Here is a 19,545-nt window from a genome sequence, read left to right as displayed (position 1 = left end):
GCGGCACTCTTCGCATAAGAATAATATCACACCCTAAAAACGGTGTGGCCCTTCGTGACACCTTGAGCCTGTATTAGGATGCATGGGACCTTACCCGGAGAATAAGGGGGAAGACACGTGGACATCGTCAATCGCTTGAGCGCGTATCGCGCAAGGGAAGAGGAACTCGCATTTGAAGGAACGTTTCTCGAATATCTCGAGATCGTTCGGCGCGATCCGAGCGTCTCAGTCTCGGCGCATACGCGGATTTACCAGATGATCGCAGCTTCTGGCATCATAGAAGATGAGACAGGGCACAAACGGTACCCTTTTTTCGATGACGAAATTTTCGGCTTGCAACACGCTTTGGAGCGGTTGGTCGAGGAGTACTTTCACTCTGCGGCCAAAAGGCTTGATGTGCGCAAACGCATCCTGCTCCTGATGGGGCCTGTCAGCGGTGGAAAGTCTACCATTGTCACCTTGCTCAAACGGGGGCTTGAGCGTTATTCGCGCACGCCGCAAGGTGCGCTCTATGGCATCAAAGGTTGTCCGATGCACGAAGAGCCCCTTCACCTTTTGCCACTTGAGTTGCGTCCTGAGATCGAGCGCGAGCTCGGTGTTCGCATTGAAGGCAACCTCTGTCCATCGTGCCGAATGCGCCTGCAAAATGAGTATCAGGGGCGCATTGAGGATGTGATTGTGGAGCGCATCCTTCTTTCTGAGGATGAGCGAGTCGGGATTGGAACATTCAGTCCATCCGATCCAAAGTCGCAAGACATCGCCGATCTGACGGGAAGCATCGATTTTTCCACGATCTCTGAATACGGTTCGGAGAGTGATCCGCGGGCTTATCGTTTTGATGGTGAGTTAAACAAGGCAAACCGCGGGCTCATGGAGTTTCAGGAGATGCTCAAATGCGACGAGAAATTTTTGTGGCACCTCTTGTCACTTACGCAAGAAGGCAACTTTAAGGCTGGCCGATTTGCGTTAATCTCCGCCGATGAAGTGGTGGTTGCGTGATGAAACAAAAGGGACAGAAACGGTGTGGCGACAGGGTTGACGAACAGGAACTGCACACCATGGTTGACGAGGATGCGCGACTGGAAATCGTCTGGCGGCGCGAAACGGGTCCTGACTGGGATGCGCTCGCGCTGCGCTGCGCCCGGCTTGTCGTGCGATTTGAATCTCCTGGCGTCACGAAGACGTAGGTTTGTGGTGAGCGGGCGTCTTGGTTTTCGTCAGATAAAAACCAGTTTGTGCGCGGCGGCAAAATCTTTCGCCGCGCGTTCAGAATGCGGGTAGGCGTGGTATTCTATTCTCATGCGACATTTATGGACACTGCGTGCCTTTTATCTTTTAACGGGTCTATCAGGCGGATTTTTTGGACCGTATCTCTCTTTGTTGCTTGAGCGCGACGGGTTTTCCAGCAGTGCGATTGGCGGCGCCATGTCGCTTGCGATGCTGATCGCGATCGTCGTACAGCCGTTTTTTGGACTTTTGGTTGATCGCTTTCACGCGACGCGCACGACACTTGCGCTGACCTTTCTTGTTCCGGCGATCTTCGCGTTTCTTTACGATCAGCAAAACTTCCTGCTGATCGTATCGGTCTATGCGCTCTCGACGCTCTTCTCTGCGCCGCAAGCTCCGATAGCAGATGCGTACGCGGTGGGTTTGGCGCGCGCCCACGGCACGACCTATGGAACGATTCGCAGTTTTGGCAGTATGGGATACGCGCTTGGCGGCTATGCGGGAGGTCTCTATCTTGAGCATCTGTCGATTCATCTGCTCTGGCTGCCGTACGCGCTGCTCTGCATAATCGGCGGCGTGATCGCTTTTTTCTTGCCGCGTGAAAAGCCTTCCTCCGTCGTGCGCGGGAGCATCCGTCAGGGCATGTCGACACTGCTTAAAAATCCGCGGTTCGTCCTCTTTTTGCTCGGCGGATTTCTCATCAGTGAGACGCTGACCGCGTTTAATACGTACTTTGTGCTGGCGTTTCACGAGATTGGCGGTTCGTTTGCGGACACGGGAATTGCGCTTTTTATCGCGTCCCTGACAAACGTTCCGGCGATGCTGATTGCTTCACGCGTCATTCGGCGCGTCGGCCGCGAGAAAACCATGATGATCGCTGCCACTGCGTACGTTGTGCGCTGGGGTACGCAGGTTCTGATCCCCGTCCCGTCCGTTGCGATTGCCATTCAGGTTTTGCATGGCATCTCGTTTGGCTTTTTCTACGTTGCGGCAGTCGGTTTTGTCGCGCAGACGACGACAAAAGAGCTTCAGGCGACGGGACAGAGTATTTTTGGCATGGTCTGCAACGGACTTGCTGGCATCGGGGGAAACCTCATCAACGGTTTTTTGCTGCGCGCGGGCGGCCCGTCGCTAATGTACGCGGTGTGCGCGATTGCGGCGCTTTTTGGCGCGGTGTGTTTTCTTCTGGTAATGCGGGTAAAGGCGCCGGCTGCGGATATGACACTAAGGCCGCTCGACCTGTCTCCGTGAGTTGATAGCGTCCGCGCGCGCTGCGCGCAAACCAGGTGTACGGGTTGCGATAGAGGATTGCGCCGGATCGATCCACGCCCGATTTTGTCCGCACATCGGCGACGGACGCGTCCTCCACATCAGCCAGAGCCTTTGCGATGCGCAGTGCGTCTTCGCGATACGCGGTCATCAGTTTTGTGCGCGTGCTTCCGCCGATGTTGTAGGAGAGCGAGCGCCCGCTTACTTCGCGCACGATGCCTGCGCGTTTTTGTTTATTCGCACGTGTCACGCACGCTTCTGGCGTTGCGTGCGTCGCGAGTTTTCCTGTCGCGACATCGACCGTGATGAGCCCCAACCCCAAGCGCTTCATGACGCGTGTCGCCCCGCGAAACGTTTTGTACGCGCGCCGCCCTTTTGGCGCCGGGACGCCGACATAGACGCCGTCACACTGCCCCTGGCGGGCGGTTGCCTGAATGAGCACAGTCATGTTGAGTGATGTCTTCAGTTCGATGATGATCACCTCATCTTCGCGCAGTGCAACCATATCGCAATCGTTGACTTCCGCCTGCACCTGAAACCCTTGATCGACAAAGTGGGCGCGGATTGGTTCGTAGAGATCGGTCTCTCTCACTTTCTCGTCATGCCTTCCCACAAGTTTCCGCGCGCCACAGGTTCACCGTGCGCCGGGCAGACCCAGGCGAATTCGCGCATCCCCACATCACGTATGGAGCGATCAAGCAGTGGCTTATTCCAGGCGAGAAAAGTCGGTGACGGGCGGAGTTTGCCTTTGCGCGTCGTCACGAGATCGCCTGCGAGCAGGACATCGCGATAGAGCAGGCAGACGTGTCCCTCCGTGTGCCCGGGCGCCGGCAGGACTTCCATTCCGCCAATGACCTGCCCTGCCTCGTAAGAGCGATCGACAGTCGGTCGATCCACCCGCATGAGGCGGGAAATGACACCGCGAATGCCTTGTGCGCGCGTCTCGCCGTGGATGTACGGGATCTCTGCGCAGGGCGCCCACAGCGTTGCGCCAGATGCTTCTTTGAGCGCTTTTGCGTTGCCAATGTGATCGACGTCCTGATGGGTCAAAAGGATGTGCGCGAGATCGGTTGGCTTCATGCCGAGTTGTGCGAGCGCCTTTACCACATCTTCTGCTTTGCCAGGCATCCCTGTGTCAATCAGGACAGGCTCTTCACCAAGGATCAGGTAGACATAACTTCCTTTCATCGCTTCAATGAGATGAACACCTCTGGTCAGTTCCACGACGTTTCACATCCTGTTTCGTAAAAGTCAGATCGCGCGTATTTGCAGAAAATCAATCATAAACATACGTGAGGGATAGCAGATCATTGCGCCTATCGCAAAGCGTACGGTACACGCCCTTATTCTGCAAGATGGGAGAGGTACGCACGTGAGTGAATCCTATCCTTTTTCGCGCGTCATAAACTACCTGAGACGCTCGCGGCAAGATGTTGAGCGCGAGCGGAGAACGGGTGAAGATACGCTCTCGGAGCAGAAACTCTTGATGGCGCGCGTACTTGAAAAGTACGATGTGCGTTATGACCAGGTGGAAGAGATCGGATCAGGTGACAAGATTGAGACGCGTCCCGTCTTTCGCGATGTGCTGTTCCAGTTAGAAAAAGGCGTGTATGACGCCATCGCTGTGAAAGAATTGTCGCGGTTGGGACGTGGGTCCTATACGGATATGGGGCGCATTTACGATTTGCTGAGGAACTTGCGTCTCTACGTGATTACACCGTGGCGCATCTATGATCCACTCAATTCGAGCGACGCGCGACACATCCGCTTTGAATTATTTTTGTCGCGCGAAGAGTTTGAGACGACACGCGAACGGTTGATGGGTGCGCGTTACAATTACGCGCTTCAGGGAAAGTGGATGGCGGGATCGACGCCGTATGGATACCGCGTCGATCCAGTCAGTCAGAAACTGATCGTGCATGAGGAAGAAGCGGAAGTGGTGCGCTATATCTTTGCGCTGGCACACGGTGGCGTGGGACAGCCGCCACTGAGTGCTTATGGCATCGCGAAGCGCTTGAACGAGCTTGGCGTCGCGACGCCGCGCCGCCTGCGAACGTGGCACCCGGCGGTGATTGATCGCATGTTGCGAAAGGCGATTTATCGCGGGGATCTCACCTTTCATGTCACGAAGCGGGTGGGAGGAAAAAGGGTGACCCGCCCGCGCGAGGAGTGGATCATCGTGCCAGGTGCACACGAGGCGATTGCGCCGACGGATGGGGACGCGGTCACGCGTGCGGCAGATGAGGAAAAGAGCGCGCGCGCGGCGCAGCGACGTGGCGGTAACGAAGCGGATGTACCGAAAATGGTGGTGGAGACGGGGTCTTTGGAAGTGGATGCGTCTGAAAGGATGGGGGATCGCCCTCTTTGGCGCAGGAATGAACTGACGGATGATGAGCGCGACGCACTGTCTGGTCTGCTTTTGTGTGGGCGCTGTGGCGGGCGGATGCAAAGACGCGTGAGCAAGCGTCACTATACATGCCGGGACGGTGCGCGTCGTATGTACAGCAGTGTCATGCTTCGCTGCAAGACAAGGGGTTGCCTCAGCCTTCCTTATGCGGATGTTGAGGCGAAGGTTGTCGAAGCGATTTCGATGCTGCCGCTTGGCGACTTGCGTGTCGCACTTTCGCGCGTCAGGTGCTTGCCTTTTAACGATGGGCCTCACGCGCCTCACGATACGCAGCGCGACGCGCTGCTTGAGCGGCAGATGCGGCATCTTGAGGCGCGCAGGGCGCGGATCTATGCGTCATATGAAGAAGGGGTTTACAGCGCGGAAGAGTTTTTGCGCAGGCGCGCGACAATTGATGAAGAGATCGCGGGGCTCGCTGCGCGCATGGATAATAATAACTCAGATACGAATGCATTGAGGGAAAACGGCGCGGATGGACGGAGCGTATCGCTGCGAGCGGATGGAGGCGTAGGTAAAAATCAGGCTGAAGCTTGGATTGAGGGCGGCGCGTGGGAGGATGTGTATCGCTTTCTTCCGGTGGCTTTTAGGCGGGAGATGCTGTGTACGCTTTTTTCGGAAATGCGTTTGATTCCGAATGCGCGAACGGCGAGGATGCAAACGGCGAAACTGCGGTTGGTTGTACGTGCGGATGTAGAGTGAGGGAAAGCGCACATCGCAGTCTTGCACCACGAAGCAGGACATCTTCTTCGAGTGACAGGCTGGGTGTATCGATCGGTTCTTGGGAGTGCTATCATCCCATGAACCATTCTTGACTTTTAATTCGATGTTCATCTATATTTATGTCAAGCGAAATTAAAAGTGGTGTGAATCCGAGGGAGTGATCATCCATGACGAGTGAAGACAATTCGATGCTTGTGCAATTTCTCAAGGTTCTCGCAGACGAGAGCCGCTTGCGCATTCTCGGCATTCTGACAAATCGCGGGGCGAGCGTTGAGGAGTTGGCGGCAGCGCTGTCTCTAAAAACGCCCACCATCTCCCATCATCTCACGCGGCTGCGCGAGTTGGGACTCGTGCGCATGCGTCCGGAAGGGACAGTCCATGTGTATGAATTCAACGCGGAGGCATTGCAGCGCGTCAACCTCCTGTTGAAACCGGAGCAACTCGCGCAGATGGCGAATGTGGAGGGGGATGCATGGGAGCGCAAGGTGTTGCGCGACTTTTTAAATGGTGAAGAGTTGAAGGAGATTCCAGCCAGCCGCAAAAAACGTGCTGTGATTCTGGCGTGGCTTGTCGAAAAGTTTGACGTGGGAACGCGCTACGCAGAGGCGGACGTCAACGCGATCATCAAGCGGCACCATCCGGACTATGCCACACTGCGTCGCGAACTGATCGCCACACATTTGATGGAGCGCGAAAATGCAGTGTATTGGCGAACGCCGCAGGAGCAGAATCCCTGATGTTAAAACTCGTGATCGTTTAGAAAGATTCGAATGACAATCACCGCGAGAATGATTGCGATGATAAAAACTGCGACTGTGCCAAATAAAAAGAAGATGCTTGTAGGTCCGAGTCCCTTGATCATTGCTGTAGCGCCGCCTTTTGAGAGAAATTCAAATGGACATTAGTAAGTGTGGATAGACACTAAAACTATATCACGAGAGTGTTGCGAGAAGAATGACAAATTTCGTCCATCCATTGCGGATAAAATTGTCAGATTCGTTGTATAGTTGGAGTACGAGCGTAAACGTCGAATGGGTGGATGTCATCACAGCCCATCTTTCGGTTTGCGAAGGTTACTGTGTTTTATCGTCTGTACACACTTGGGGTCGGGGGGATACCTATGCATCGCGCGAAACGATCGGATGTACCGCTGCAGGAAACGTGGGATCTCACCGATTTGTTCGAGTCGCACACGGCGTGGGAGGCAGAGCTTGACGCGATTCGCACTGCACTGCCGTCTGTGACGAAGTACCAAGGCCGATTGGCTGAAGGGGCAGAAGTGCTTGCAGCGTGTCTGGAAGCGCGCGAGGCTTTGCAGATCCGGATGAACCGTGTCGCATCCTACGCGACATTTCGTCTGTCTACAGACAGTCTCGATCCGAATCATCAAGCGGATACTGTGCGTGTCGCGACGCTCGATACGGAATGCTCAACGAAAACAGCTTTTATTCAATCTGAGGTGCTGGCCCTGCCGGATGGAACCGTCGAATCGTGGATGGCGGGCGACGCGGCGCTCCACGCGTTTCGGCCTACCCTGCACAATTGGCTTGAAATAAGGCCATATCGTTTAAGCGCCGAGGTTGAGTCGGCACTTCTTGGCCTCAGCCAAACACTGAGCGCGCCCCAGCGCATCTATACGCTGTCAAAAGGCGCGGACATGAGGTTTGACCAGGCGCTGGACAAGGATGGTCAGGCTCATCCGGTGCACGACGGCGGTTCGCAACTCTCCCCTGATCCGATCTTGCGCCGCAATGCGTACGCATCCTTTACGCGGGGACTTCGCGCCTACCGAACGACCTATGCGGCGACGTTCGCTGCAGAAGTAGAAAAGAATGTGACGCTTGCCAAAATGCGCGGCTATGACTCGGCCACACAGATGCTGTTGCATCCGCACAAAGTGGATGAGTCTGTCTACCACAGCATTCACGATGTGATCCGCACAGAACTCGCGCCCCACATGCGGCGATATCAAAGGTTGAGGCAGCGCCTTCTTGGCCTCGACAAGATGCTTTATTGCGATCTCACAGTACAGCTTCCCGACGGGCCGACCGTCACCTATGAGCAGGGGCGGATGTGGATTTTAGACGCGCTCCAGGTCCTTGGCGAAGAGTATCACGAGATCATCCGCCGCGCCTTTGCCAAGCGTTGGATCGATCGTTCAGATAACCTCGGCAAGCGCTCCGGCGCGTTTTGCAACACGGTCTATGGCGTGCATTCCTATGTGTTTATGACGTGGGAGAACCATACCCGCGCTGTGTTTACACTGGCGCATGAGTTGGGCCACGCGGGTCACCTCTCACTCGCCGCAAAATACCAGAAACAAAGCAACAGCCGACCGCCGATGTCCTTTATTGAGTCACCGTCCACCATGAACGAACTGCTGCTCGCGCAGCACCTCTTGAAACAGTCGGATGACAAGCGCATGCGCCGCAGTGTCATCGCAGGGCTCATGGGCACATACCACCACAACTTTGTCAATCATCTGCTGGAAGGCGAACTCCAGCGCAGAATTTACCGTGCGGCGGAGGCAGGAACACCGATCACGGAACAAATGTTGACGCGCGTAAAAGGTGAGATTCTGGCGGAGTTTTGGGGTGACACGGTCGAGATCGATGAGGGGGCGGCACTGACGTGGATGCGCCAACCGCACTATTACATGGGGCTTTATCCATACACGTACGCCCTCGGACTGTCCATCTCAACGGCCGCCGCACAGGCCATCGAGTCGCAGGGTGAGCCCGCGATCAAACGCTGGATCGACGTACTCAAGGCGGGCGGCACAAAAACGCCGGCGGAGCTCGCATGGATGGCGGGGGCAGATATCACAAACCCGGATGTGATTCGCAGCGCCGTCGCCTACGTCGGAACATTGGTGGATGCATTCGAAGCGACGCTTGACGAATTTTGATCTTCTTGATTCGCAATCTTTCGCATGATCGATAACAAATGCAAATGACACAAAATTGGATTGCGAAATCATGAGACCCCGCTTGTCGTCCAAGCGAGGTCTCATCGTATCTGCAAACCTACTTCCACACATCCTCTGCGATTTTGACTACGTGCCGCAGTTTTGACCACTGCTGCTCCTCGCTGAGCAGGTTGCCTTCTTCCGTCGAGGCAAACCCGCACTGGGGGCTTAGGCACAGTTGGTTCATCGGCACGTAGCGCGCAGCTTCGTCGATGCGCCGCTTGATCGTGTCAGGGTCTTCAAGCTCTCCGAATTTCGATGTGACAAGACCCAACACGATGCGCAGATCAGGCCGCTTCACAAAGCGCAATGGCTCAAAACCGCCTGCCCGCTCGCTGTCATACTCAAGAAAGAAGCCGTCGATGTCCAGCCCGCCAAAGAGCATCTCGGCGACCGGCTCGTACCCGCCTGAGGCGATCCACGTCGAGCGGAAGTTGCCGCGGCAGATGTGCATCGTGATCGTGAGATCATCTGGGCGATCCGCAACCGCCTCATTGATCGTCTGCGCATAAAGGCGCTTCAATTGCTCGGGGTCTTGCCCCTTTGCCCGGAGCATTGCCACCTGTTCGGTTGAGCAGAAATAGGCCCACGAGGTGTCATCAAGCTGTAGATAGCGGCAACCTGCATCGTAAAATGCGCGAATCGCCTGCTTGTAGGCCTGCGCGAGATCGTGGAAGAACAGCGCCGTGTCATCATAGGCGGGATGGGCGATCGTGCCGCGAAAATGCAGCATGCTCGGACTGGGGATGGTCATCTTCGCGGTGGCATCCCCGGTGAGACTCTTTAAAAACGCAAAGTGTTCGAGCATCGGGTGGTGGGTGAACCCCAATTTTCCAGTTACGCGAATGCCGCGCGAACCCGTTTGCACCTGATGAAACTGGATGCCGTGGTCTGCCGCAAACGGTTCAACGCCATCCAACCCCTCAAGAAAATCAAAGTGCCACCAGGCGCGGCGAAACTCTCCGTCTGTGACGCTCTGCAGCCCGATCTCCTTTTGAATCGCAATGATGCGTTTAATCTCTTCATCTTCGATCTGACGCAGCTGATCTGCAGATATCGCCCCGGCAGCCTTCATGGCGCGCGCTTGTTTCAGCCGCTCTGGGCGCAGCAGGCTGCCGACCTGATCGGCGCGAAAAGGGGGTGACACGCGCTTTGATGCGTGTGATGATAGGGTCATCGAAAATCGCCTGCTTTCTCGTCAACGTGATGCGCGACAGAGGGACAGTCAGCGCTTTCTAAGGATGACGATACATGAAGATGCATCTCGAGACAAACGCAAAAGATTTTGAAAAGGTAAGGAGCGAAATCACGTGCAAGTCATCGCGATTCAGCAAGGCCGCGTGCAGAGCAGGCGGCGATTGTCCGACGGAAGTGTTTTTGAAAGCGCATATGAAAAGCTGCCTGTAACAGGGCCTGTGTTGATCGGCACAACGGGCGTCGGGTTTGACGCGCAAGGCGATCTTGTGCGGCACGGCGGGCCAGACCGTGCAACACTGATGTATGCGTTTGATCACTATGATCGCTTTGAGGAAGAGTACGGGATGCGTCTGCCGTATGGATCGTTTGCGGAAAACCTGACCGTGAGCGGGATTGACGAAACGAACGTCGCGATCGGCGACGTGTTTCGCGTTGGCGAGGCGCTGCTTGAAGTGTCTGAACCGCGCATCCCGTGTTGGAAGATCACGGAGCATACAGGTATAAAGACACTGACAGAGCGCGTTCAACAGACGGGGCGCATCGGTTTTTTCCTGCGCACGTTGCGCGCTGGAAAAGTGCAGATAAACGATCCCCTTGTGCGCATCGACCGCGCACATGACGAATTCATCGTAAGCGAAGTGTATCGCCTGCTCCTTCGTCCGCGGCTTACGCAGGAAGAGGCAAGCTGGCTGCTTGCGTGTACAAAACTTTCGCGCAAACACCGTGAGCGCATCGCGCGAACATGGGCGATTGATGCGTGACTGTGCGCGTTTTTAACGGGGACGGTGCCGCGTCGGCGTGTACAGTTCGATCCATTTTGGCATGCACGGGCATATCATTTCTGCCGGGATGTGGATGGCCGAAAGCTCAGAGTTTCCCCTGAGAGCATGAGCCGCACTGCTTCGATCACGGTCGTGTCGCCGATGACCTGGAGCGTGTCGAATCGCTCAAGGCGCGTTGTTCCGCGCGGTACGAGTATTTCGTCATTGCGCTTGACCGAAACAATCAGCACGTCGCGGGGCAATTGAAGTGACGCAACGCGACGTCCCGCATAGCGCCTGTTGCGGATTTCAATGTGCTGTGCCGTCCAGTTTTCAGGGAGCAAGTCAAGTGACAGTGAGGTCTCCTGCTCTATGGGCAGGGCTTCTTTGTTGTGTCCGACAAGCCGCGAAAAAATGGGGGGCGAGACGATGCATGAGATGATCGCGAGCAAGATCAATCCGTTTGCCATATCGGCAGAGAGGACGCCCAGTTGCTGGCCAAGTTTACTGGCAAGCAGCATCAAGCTCAACTGCGAGCCGAGCAGCGCTCCAACGCCGATCCTTTGTTTCATCGGGATCATCCGCAGCAAAAAGGCGCTCGGCAAAAACTTCGTGAGGTACATGGCGAGAAACAGAACCAAGAGGATCACCCAAAAATGCCACGAGTGCTTGGCTGTGCTGAACTGAAACGTCAGTCCGACATTCACAAAAAAGAAAGGGAGGAAAAACCCATAACCGATCGAGTTGATTTTTTGCGTGAATACGGAGTGCTTTTTGACAAGCAGACTGACGACCACCCCGGCGAGAAACGCCCCGAGAACCACCTGTGTACCGAGGCCTTGGGCGAGCGCGACAAACAACAGAATGAGCGCAAACGCGCCGCGCACGCTAAATTCTGTCTCCGATTTTTTTAGCAGTTGAACAAAGGCGTGGTTTTGAAACTGCTGCGCGAAGCGATAGATCAGCGCCATTGCGAGAAAGAGGAAAATGACGAGCAAGAGACTGCGCGCCTGTCCGCTGGCGCGAATCGACGTGTAGCCTGCAAGGTAGAGCAGCGGGAAAAAATCAAGCGCGAGCGCAACGCCGAGGATGCGTTGGCCGAGCGGATGGGACAGCCAGCGACTCTCTTTGAGCGCCGGAACGACGATGCCCATCGATGTCGTGCAAATCAATCCTAAAAAAAAGTAAGGATGTGTCAAAACGTGTGCAGCGGCGAGTGGAAAGACGATGAGGGCGGTGACTGCCGCTACGGCGAGAAAAAAGATAAGTCCATCGCGCCAGAGGGGTGTTTCTCCCTTTGAAGAGCTGAGCACCATCTCAAAGTCGAGTTCCACACCCGACAGAAACATCAGATACGTAAAGCCAAAGCCTGCGAGAAACGCGAGCGTTTGATTGCTGTGGAGCCAATTCAATCCACCGGGACCCACCAGAATGCCGAGCAGAATCTCGATGACAACTGTCGGCACGATACCGCGCGTCACGCGCTGGGAGAGAAAAGGCGCGAGAAACGCGATGCACGCGACAAACAAAATAGGGAGGTACGCGTTGGTCATGACTCCACCTTCCTTCTCTGCTTGATTTTGGATTAGTATATTTGCCCCACCTTATAACTCCCTTAAAGAGGGGCAGAACGCCTCTGCGCATTGCGGCGTCATCGCCAACCCTGCTCTGCGCGCGGTGTTCATCGTAGCATTCGAAGTGATTGTCTGGTTTGTGCGCGTTTCACTCGCCTGATGAAATGGTCATCGCACACACAAACGAGACAGAGTATCGCAATTTCGTAAACAACAAGCGCAACGAGGCGCTTCAGTCGCGGATGATCGTGATGCCGATTCCGTATAACCTTAAGGTATCAGAAGAGGTTAAGATTTATCAAAAACTCGTCCAGCAGAGTGACTTGCGCGATGTGCACATCGCGCCGCACGGGCTTCACACAGCGGCGCTCTTTTCTATTTTGACGCGCCTCAAGGAATCGAAAAAACAAGGCATGGATCTTCTCAAGAAACTGTACTTATACGACGGTAAAAATGTGGAGGGATTTAAGGAAAAGGACGTTCAGGAATTGCGGGCAGAATGGCCAGAAGAGGGCATGAGCGGAATCGATCCGCGCTACGTGATCAATCGCATCTCAAGCGCGCTGATCCGGCGGGATACATCCTGCATTAACGCGCTTGACATTCTGCGCGCGATCAAAGAAGGCCTTGACCAGCACGCTTCGATCACGAAAGAGGATCGCGAGCGGATGTTAAATTTCGTCGCGCTTGCCCGCAAAGAGTATGACGAACTTGCGAAAAAAGAGGTGCAAAAGGCGTTTGTTTACTCGTACGAAGAGTCGGCCAAGACGCTTTTAGACAATTACCTCGACAACGTCGAAGCATATTGTAACTGGCAAAAGATGAAAGACCCGATTACTGGCGAGGAGCTTGACCCGGATGAGAAATTAATGCGCTCAATCGAAGAGCAGATCGGAATCTCAGAAAACGCCAAAAAGGCATTTCGCGAGGAGATCCTGATCCGCATCTCAACGTACGCGCGGCGGGGCAAGCGATTTGACTACAGTTCGCACGAGCGATTGCGCGAGGCGATTGAAAAGAAACTGTTTGCAGATTTGAAAGATGTTGTAAAGATTACGACATCAACCAAAACGCCGGACAGCAATCAACTGAAAAAAGTGAACGAAGTCAGCAAACGACTCATGGAAGAGTACGGGTATTGTGCGGCCTGCGCGAATGAGCTGCTTCATTATACGGGTAGCCTTCTTAATCGCTGACGGTTTATTCCGGCGGGGCGTGCGTCACCGTGTGTGACCATGCCCCGTTTTGCATCCGCATCTTGTGTTTTCAACGGCTGTTTATGGAGTAAAAATCCCAAGGGGTGAGTGACATGACGCACAGCCAATATACGTTGAGTCGCGACGATTGGTCTCTTCACCGCAAAGGGCAACAGGATCAGGCACGCCATCAGCAAAAGGTGAAAGAGGCTATCCGCCACAATCTCGCCGATCTCATCAGTGAGGAAAGCATCATCATGACGGATGGCAAACAGATCGTGAAAATTCCGATCCGATCGCTTGATGAGTATCATTTTCGATTCAATTACGGAAAAAGCCAGCAGGCAGGGCAAGGGGATGGAGAGTCGTCGATCGGTGATGTCATCGCGCGCGACAGTCAGCCGGCACAAGGTGCGGGCAAGGGAGAAGGCGCTGGAGACCAACCTGGTGTCGACTACTACGAGGCGGAGGTCTCGGTGGATGAGATTCAACAGATTCTCTTTTCTGAGTTGGAACTCCCGTATCTTGAACAGAAGGCTCCTGAAGATGTCGTCGTGACGGACGTCGAGTTTCGCGATGTGAGAAAAAAGGGGCTGCAAGGCAACATCGATAAGAAACGCACGCTTTTGGAAGCGATTCGCAGGAACGCGCGTGCAGGGTTGCCTGCTATGCATCACATCTCGAAAGAAGACCTTCGATATAAAACATGGGAGGATGTTTTGCATCCGCACTCGCAGGCCGTCATTCTCGCAATGATGGATACGTCCGGATCCCCGCGTGTGGGCAAAGGATGAAAAGTCGATGATCGTCGCGTGTGTGTGAGGAATTTTTTGTGTGGGTTCTTGACGACAAAAAAAAACGCAAGGTACACTATACGCAAATAACATACTAAATCAATCGGAATGGTGGTTTTTAGGGTGTCGATTCTTCTTGACCGTGTTCACGATGTGGAGCGATGGGCAAAAATATATGAAAATAGAGCGCCAGAGGAGATCCTGTGCCACGCGGTAGAAGAGATTGACCGTTTGACATTTGCTTGCAGTTTCGGGGCGGAAGATCAGGTGATCCTGCACATGATTACGAAGATCAAGCCGAATCTGCCAATTTTCTATTTGGATACAGACGTCCTCTTTTCTGAGACGTATGCGTTGATCGAAGAGACGAAGAGGCGCTTCTCGCCAAACTTGATTCGCGTCAGCCCAAAGCTTACGCTTGAACAGCAAGCGCAGACGCATGGTGAGACGCTCTGGAACTCCCGCCCAGATCTCTGCTGTGACATTCGCAAAGTCACGCCGCTGACAGATCACCTGAAAGGATATGATGGATGGATTACGGGAATTCGGCGTGAGCAGGCGCCGACGCGCGCCAATGCGCAAGTGTTTGAAGCGGACGCGAAGTTTGGGCTTCTAAAGGTCAATCCGCTCGCGCTCTGGACACACAAGCAGGTGTGGAAGTATCTTGTACAAAACGATGTCCCCTATAATCCGTTGCATGATCGCGGCTACCCTTCGATTGGCTGCTCTCACTGCACAAAAGCAGTAGCGCCCGGCGCTGATTTGCGTAGTGGCCGCTGGAGCGAGTTTGAGAAGACGGAGTGCGGTCTGCATCAATAAGATAGAGAATGGAGATCTCAAGTTATGATCGTCAATCGCATGGTAGAAGAGGCAAAGCGCAGTGAATGTTTGCAAGAGGCGGAGTCCATGGTGAAGATTCCTTTGACAACATGGTCGCTCTCTGACCTTGAACTGATCGGGATTGGCGCGTTTTCACCACTTACCGGGTTTTCAAACAAGGCAGACTATGAGCATGTGCTCGATCACATGCACCTGACGTCAGGCGCGGTGTGGACGATTCCTGTCACCCTCCCTGTCTCAGAGGCGTTGGCGGGATCGCTCAAGACCGGGCAGCGCGCGGCGCTCACCGATGAAAACGGCGTTATCTATGGAGTGATCACGATTGGCGATGTCTATCGCTATGACAAGGAGCGCGAGGCGCAAGCGGTGTATCGCACGACCGATGAGGCGCACCCCGGTGTGAAAAAACTCTATGCTCGCGAGCCGTTTTATGTCGGTGGCGATATCGAGTTGCTGCGCCGCTTTGAGCCGACGGAATTTGCGTCCTTTTATGTCGATCCGGCGAAGACGCGGGAGATCTTTAAAGAGCGTGGATGGAAGACCGTGGTTGGCTTTCAAACCCGCAACCCGGTTCATCGCGCGCATGAGTATATCCAAAAGTGTGCGCTTGAGATTGTCGATGGGCTGTTTTTGAATCCACTCGTCGGCGAGACAAAGGCGGATGACATTCCGGCGGACGTGCGCATGAAAAGCTATCAAGTGCTGCTTGATAACTACTATCCGAAAGACCGCGTCTTTTTCGCCGCATACCCGGCCGCGATGCGTTATGCAGGGCCGCGCGAAGCCGTGTTTCACGCGATTGTGCGCAGGAACTACGGATGCACTCATTTTGTCGTCGGACGCGACCACGCAGGGGTCGGGAGTTACTATGGAACGTATGATGCGCAGCATATCTTTTCTTCGTTCACGGTGGAAGAGTTAGGCATCCAACCACTCTTTTTTGAAAACAGCTTTTATTGTGAGCGCTGCGACGGAATGGCGTCTGACAAAACGTGCCCGCACGATGCAGAGCACCGCTATATATTGTCCGGTACCAAGGTGCGCGCGATTCTGCGCAGCGGAGAGCGCCCATCCCCTAAATTTACGCGTCCCGAGGTGGCGGATGTTCTCGTGGCGGGACTTGCGGAGGTAACGACGTGAGTGTAGATCGAGAAACGGCCATTTCGCATGTTGAGATCATCAAGCGCGAAGGCAACCAACTGCGTGGCGAGATCGCAGCGGAACTGCAAAATGACGCGTCGTTCTTCACAGAAGAAAGCATCCAGCAACTCAAGTTTCACGGGGTGTATCAACAAGACGACCGCGATTTGCGCAAGCAACTGAAAAAAGAGGGTCGCGAGAAACACTATCAGATGATGATTCGCGCCCGCATTCCGGGTGGCGTATTGCCGGCTTCTGCATATCTGCAGTTTGACAGGCTGGCAGAACAGTACGGGAACAAGACCATGCGCATCACGACGCGGCAGACGTTCCAGCTTCACGGCGTGCTAAAGGGCGATTTGAAAAAAACGATCGCCGGCATCAACGATGTGCTGATCACGACACTTGGTGGCTGTGGCGATCAGGTGCGAAACATTCTCATGTGCCCTGCGCCACACCGCAGTCCGTTTCATCAAGCGCTGCGGCGCGACTTGCTGGCGCTGGTTGATGAATTGTCTGCAAAAACGCATGCGTATCACGAGATCTGGCTGGATGGCGAGCAGTGGCAACCGGACGATCGCGAAGCGGAAGAGCCGCTCTACGGAAAGACCTACTTGCCGCGTAAATTTAAACTGGCGCTCGCGGTTGAGGGCGACAATTGCGTCGATGTCTACGCGAATGACCTCGGGATCGTGGCGCATCGCGACGGAGAAATGGTCGCAGGCTATACCCTTTTGGTCGGCGGGGGCATGGGACGCACGGCAGCGATCGCTGACACATTTCCGCGAATGGCTGATCCGCTCACCTTTGTCACGCCAGATCAGCTGATTGAGACATGCCGCGAAATTGTAAAGATTCAGCGCGATTTTGGCAATCGCGCTGACCGCCGCTATTCGCGTTTCAAGTATCTCCTGCATGAGCGCGGCCTTCAGTGGTTTCGCGAAGAGTTGAGCGCACGACTCGGCCGTCCGCTGACGGCTCCGCGCGAGCTCACATGGGAGCAGACGAGTGATCATCTGGGCTTTTACCCGGAAGAAAACGGCCGCTATGCACTTGGGATCTACGTGCAGAATGGGCGGATTCACGATACGGACCAGATGAAATTGCGCTCGGTGCTGCGCAAAATTATGCAGACATACGCGCCAGAGGTTCATTTGACATGTGACCAAAACCTAATCCTTTCCGGACTGACAGAGGAGCAGGGTGACGCGATCAAGGCGTTGCTTTTAGAAGCGGGCGTTTCGCTTGCAGAACAATTGAGCAACGTCGTGCGCTACGCGATGGCCTGTCCCGCGCTGCCGACGTGCGGTTTGGCGACGGCTGAGTCGGAGCGGATGCTGCCGGATGTACTCAAGGAGATCGATCAACTGCTGCTCGAACTTGGGCTGCAAAACGAAGTGATGAGCGTTCGCATGACGGGGTGTTCTAACGGATGCGCACGCCCCTATATCGGGGACATCGGGTTTGTCGGGCGAACGATTGGCAAGTACGATCTTTTTTTGGGCGGAGACTTCAACGGTGCGCGGATGAACGCGCTCTACCAGGAACTGTTGCCGATCACGCAGGCGGTCGACACGTTGCGGCCACTTTTGCTTCAGTATAAAGTCGGGCGCAAAGCGGCGGAGCGCTTTGGCGACTATTGTCATCGGGTTGGGTTCGAGGCGCTGCGCGCAGGCGCTTTGGCAGAGGCAAAAGACGCGCAATGAAGGCGCTTTTGCTTGTCGGACACGGTACGCGCGATGATGTGGGAAATGATGAATTTGTGGCGCTGACAGAGCGCGTCACAGCGCGCCTTGACACACGCGATGGTGAGCTGCGTGTGTCTCGCTGTTTTTTGGAACTGCGCGCGCCGCTCATTAAAGCGGCCGCACAGGTGCAACTGGACGCTGGATGCAGGGCCATCTATCTCTCTGTGTACGTCCTCTTTGCGGCGGGCCATCTCAAACACGACATTCCAGGTGCGCTCCATACGCTTGCCGCGCGCTATGGTGACGTTTCCTTTTACATTGGACCGCCTGCTGGAAACGCCGAAGAGCTTTTGCAGGCGGCAGCTTTGCGCGTACAGGATGTGCTTTTTTATCACCCTGCATACGTTGACGCGCCCGTTCTTTTCGTGGTGCGCGGAAGCAGTGATCAAGCCGCGTGGGAAGATGTGCGAAGAGCTTCTCGCGCACTGTCTGACAGACTCTCGCGCCCGGTTCTTCCCTGCTCGATCGTGGGCGTTGGCCCGCGGCTAAAGGATGTATTGCGCTCTACGCGCAATGCGGCCATTCTTCTTCCGTATCTCCTTTTCACAGGTTTTGTGCTGCGCGAGATTCAAGCGGTATGCCTAGACGCAAAGCGCGAGGGGCGACTGCTCGTGTGTGCCGATCCTTTGGGGAGGCATCCGCTTGTCGAAGATTTTTTCTATCATCAGGCTAATCAACGTGCAAATTTTATGAAATACGCGATAGAATAGATGAATCAAAACGAGTTTCGAAGGAGGAACAGCATGCTGGAGATTTCCAGTGATAAGCTTGTCTACGCACTGAGCCAGAATCACGCGCCTGTCGCACGCGCGGTGAGCGGGGAGACCGTGGTTTTTCACACGTGTGACTGTTTTGAGAATCAGATTGTGCGCGAAGATCAAGACTTTGGAACGCTCGACTGGGAGCGCATCAATCCAGCGACAGGACCACTCTATGTTGAGGGTGCAGATCCCGGCGATACACTTTCCGTCGAGATTTTGGCGATTGATGTGGCAGAGCAAGGCGTGATGACCACAGGCCCCAATCTTGGCGTACTCGGAGATGAGCTCAAAGAGAATGTGATTCGCATGGTGCAAATCCGTGACGGTTTCGCCCATTTCTCGTCTGCGCTGAGTATCCCGCTCTCCCCGATGATCGGAGTGATTGGCACGGCGCCCGCAGGCACGGACGTCCCATGCGGCACGCCCGGCGATCACGGAGGGAATATGGATTGCACGAAGATTCGCGCGGGTGCAACGCTTCTGCTGCCGGTAAATGTACCGGGCGCGCTGCTTGCGATGGGCGATCTTCACGCAGCGATGGCTGACGGTGAGGTGGCGGTCTGCGGCATGGAGATTGCCGGAAAAGTGACGGTACGCGTACACGTGATCAAGGGGTTGGCGTGGAAACTTCCGATGCTGATGGATGAAGAGAATGTGATCACGATTGCGTCAGAGGAGCGTCTCGACGAAGCGGCGACGCGGGCGACGAAAAACATGGTGGATTTTCTTGAAGGTTTCTGCGGAATGGAACGGGCGGAAGCGGTGCTGTTGCTGAGCGCTGTGGGCAGTTTGCGGATCTGCCAGGTGGTCGATCCGAAAAAGACGGCGCGTATGGAGTTGCCGCGCGCGTATGCAGAGCGACTCGGATTTTCATTTGCGATTGCATAGGGTCATAGAGAAGCATGTTTTTCACATAGGGTAAAAGAGTAACGGTCGTTTTGCG

General features: G+C 54.9%; 15 protein-coding genes and 4 pseudogenes. 14 read left to right on the top strand and 5 right to left on the bottom strand.

What is annotated here, in order from left to right; all coding sequences use genetic code 11:
- Positions 1-117: 117 nt before the first annotated feature.
- The 3 genes and pseudogenes from ATW55_RS02155 to ATW55_RS02145 all read left to right on the top strand — a co-directional run.
- Positions 118-996: pseudogene (locus tag ATW55_RS02155) on the top strand (protein prkA); the annotation flags it as partial.
- A gap of 2 nt (positions 997-998) precedes the next feature.
- Positions 999-1,187 carry a hypothetical protein gene (locus tag ATW55_RS02150; RefSeq protein ID WP_067711631.1) on the top strand — a complete coding sequence of 63 codons (189 nt, stop codon included), beginning with the start codon at positions 999-1,001 and terminating at the stop codon, positions 1,185-1,187.
- Between the two features lie 112 nt (positions 1,188-1,299).
- Positions 1,300-2,478, top strand: a complete 1,179-nt coding sequence (locus ATW55_RS02145; protein ID WP_067711628.1) for an MFS transporter — start codon at positions 1,300-1,302, stop codon at positions 2,476-2,478.
- 37 nt (positions 2,479-2,515) lie between these two features.
- Here the strand turns inward: ATW55_RS02145 and ATW55_RS16655 are convergent.
- Positions 2,516-2,827: pseudogene (locus ATW55_RS16655) on the bottom strand (DUF2161 family putative PD-(D/E)XK-type phosphodiesterase); the annotation flags it as partial.
- 257 nt (positions 2,828-3,084) lie between these two features.
- A complete protein-coding gene (locus tag ATW55_RS02140; protein ID WP_067711625.1) occupies positions 3,085-3,720 on the bottom strand; it encodes an MBL fold metallo-hydrolase in 636 nt (211 codons plus the stop codon).
- Between the two features lie 148 nt (positions 3,721-3,868).
- Between ATW55_RS02140 and ATW55_RS02135 the strand changes: the two genes are divergently transcribed.
- Both ATW55_RS02135 and ATW55_RS02130 read left to right on the top strand, forming a co-directional pair.
- On the top strand, positions 3,869-5,602 hold the full coding sequence (locus ATW55_RS02135; RefSeq protein ID WP_067711622.1) for a recombinase family protein: 1,734 nt from the start codon (positions 3,869-3,871) through the stop codon (positions 5,600-5,602).
- A 188-nt stretch (positions 5,603-5,790) separates the two neighbouring features.
- On the top strand, positions 5,791-6,360 hold the full coding sequence (locus tag ATW55_RS02130) for a metalloregulator ArsR/SmtB family transcription factor (RefSeq protein WP_067711619.1): 570 nt from the start codon (positions 5,791-5,793) through the stop codon (positions 6,358-6,360).
- A 2-nt stretch (positions 6,361-6,362) separates the two neighbouring features.
- On the opposite strand, the gene ATW55_RS16960 is transcribed toward ATW55_RS02130, so the two are convergent.
- Positions 6,363-6,485, bottom strand: coding sequence for a hypothetical protein (locus ATW55_RS16960; protein WP_268753346.1), 123 nt, complete (start codon positions 6,483-6,485; stop codon positions 6,363-6,365).
- 258 nt (positions 6,486-6,743) lie between these two features.
- Here ATW55_RS16960 and pepF point away from each other — a divergent pair, with 258 nt between their 5' ends.
- Positions 6,744-8,531, top strand: a complete 1,788-nt coding sequence (gene pepF, locus ATW55_RS02125; protein WP_067711617.1) for an oligoendopeptidase F — start codon at positions 6,744-6,746, stop codon at positions 8,529-8,531.
- A gap of 118 nt (positions 8,532-8,649) precedes the next feature.
- On the opposite strand, the gene ATW55_RS02120 is transcribed toward pepF, so the two are convergent.
- On the bottom strand, positions 8,650-9,768 hold the full coding sequence (locus ATW55_RS02120) for a 5-methyltetrahydropteroyltriglutamate--homocysteine S-methyltransferase (protein ID WP_067711614.1): 1,119 nt from the start codon (positions 9,766-9,768) through the stop codon (positions 8,650-8,652).
- Between the two features lie 133 nt (positions 9,769-9,901).
- Here ATW55_RS02120 and ATW55_RS02115 point away from each other — a divergent pair, with 133 nt between their 5' ends.
- Positions 9,902-10,549: an MOSC domain-containing protein gene (locus tag ATW55_RS02115; RefSeq protein WP_067711611.1), complete on the top strand. Its 648-nt coding sequence runs from the start codon at positions 9,902-9,904 to the stop codon at positions 10,547-10,549.
- A gap of 74 nt (positions 10,550-10,623) precedes the next feature.
- Here ATW55_RS02115 and ATW55_RS02110 read toward each other — a convergent pair whose 3' ends face one another.
- Positions 10,624-12,102: a cation:proton antiporter gene (locus ATW55_RS02110; RefSeq protein ID WP_067711608.1), complete on the bottom strand. Its 1,479-nt coding sequence runs from the start codon at positions 12,100-12,102 to the stop codon at positions 10,624-10,626.
- A gap of 170 nt (positions 12,103-12,272) precedes the next feature.
- Between ATW55_RS02110 and ATW55_RS02105 the strand changes: the two are divergent.
- The 7 genes and pseudogenes from ATW55_RS02105 to ATW55_RS02075 all read left to right on the top strand — a co-directional run.
- Positions 12,273-13,319, top strand: a pseudogene (locus tag ATW55_RS02105) (protein prkA); the annotation flags it as partial.
- Between the two features lie 113 nt (positions 13,320-13,432).
- Positions 13,433-14,092: pseudogene (locus ATW55_RS02100) on the top strand (DUF444 family protein); the annotation flags it as partial.
- Between the two features lie 144 nt (positions 14,093-14,236).
- Positions 14,237-14,932 (top strand): phosphoadenylyl-sulfate reductase, encoded by a 696-nt coding sequence (locus tag ATW55_RS02095; protein ID WP_423742941.1) that lies wholly within the window; start codon positions 14,237-14,239, stop codon positions 14,930-14,932.
- A gap of 24 nt (positions 14,933-14,956) precedes the next feature.
- Positions 14,957-16,093, top strand: a complete 1,137-nt coding sequence (gene sat, locus ATW55_RS02090) for a sulfate adenylyltransferase (protein WP_067711600.1) — start codon at positions 14,957-14,959, stop codon at positions 16,091-16,093.
- Complete coding sequence (locus ATW55_RS02085; protein WP_082685456.1) at positions 16,090-17,799, top strand: NADPH-dependent assimilatory sulfite reductase hemoprotein subunit; 1,710 nt, start codon at positions 16,090-16,092, stop codon at positions 17,797-17,799. Before sat ends, ATW55_RS02085 begins: the two co-directional genes overlap by 4 nt.
- Positions 17,796-18,551 carry a sirohydrochlorin chelatase gene (locus ATW55_RS02080; RefSeq protein ID WP_067711596.1) on the top strand — a complete coding sequence of 252 codons (756 nt, stop codon included), beginning with the start codon at positions 17,796-17,798 and terminating at the stop codon, positions 18,549-18,551. Before ATW55_RS02085 ends, ATW55_RS02080 begins: the two co-directional genes overlap by 4 nt.
- 33 nt (positions 18,552-18,584) lie before the next feature.
- Positions 18,585-19,490, top strand: coding sequence for an acetamidase/formamidase family protein (locus ATW55_RS02075; protein WP_067711593.1), 906 nt, complete (start codon positions 18,585-18,587; stop codon positions 19,488-19,490).
- Positions 19,491-19,545: the final 55 nt, after the last annotated feature.

This window comes from Ferroacidibacillus organovorans (genome assembly GCF_001516615.1).
Lineage (GTDB): Bacteria > Bacillota > Bacilli > Alicyclobacillales > SLC66 > Ferroacidibacillus > Ferroacidibacillus ferrooxidans_B.
Note: the sequence above shows the minus strand (reverse complement) of the source record. Positions and strands in the feature narration are given on the sequence as shown.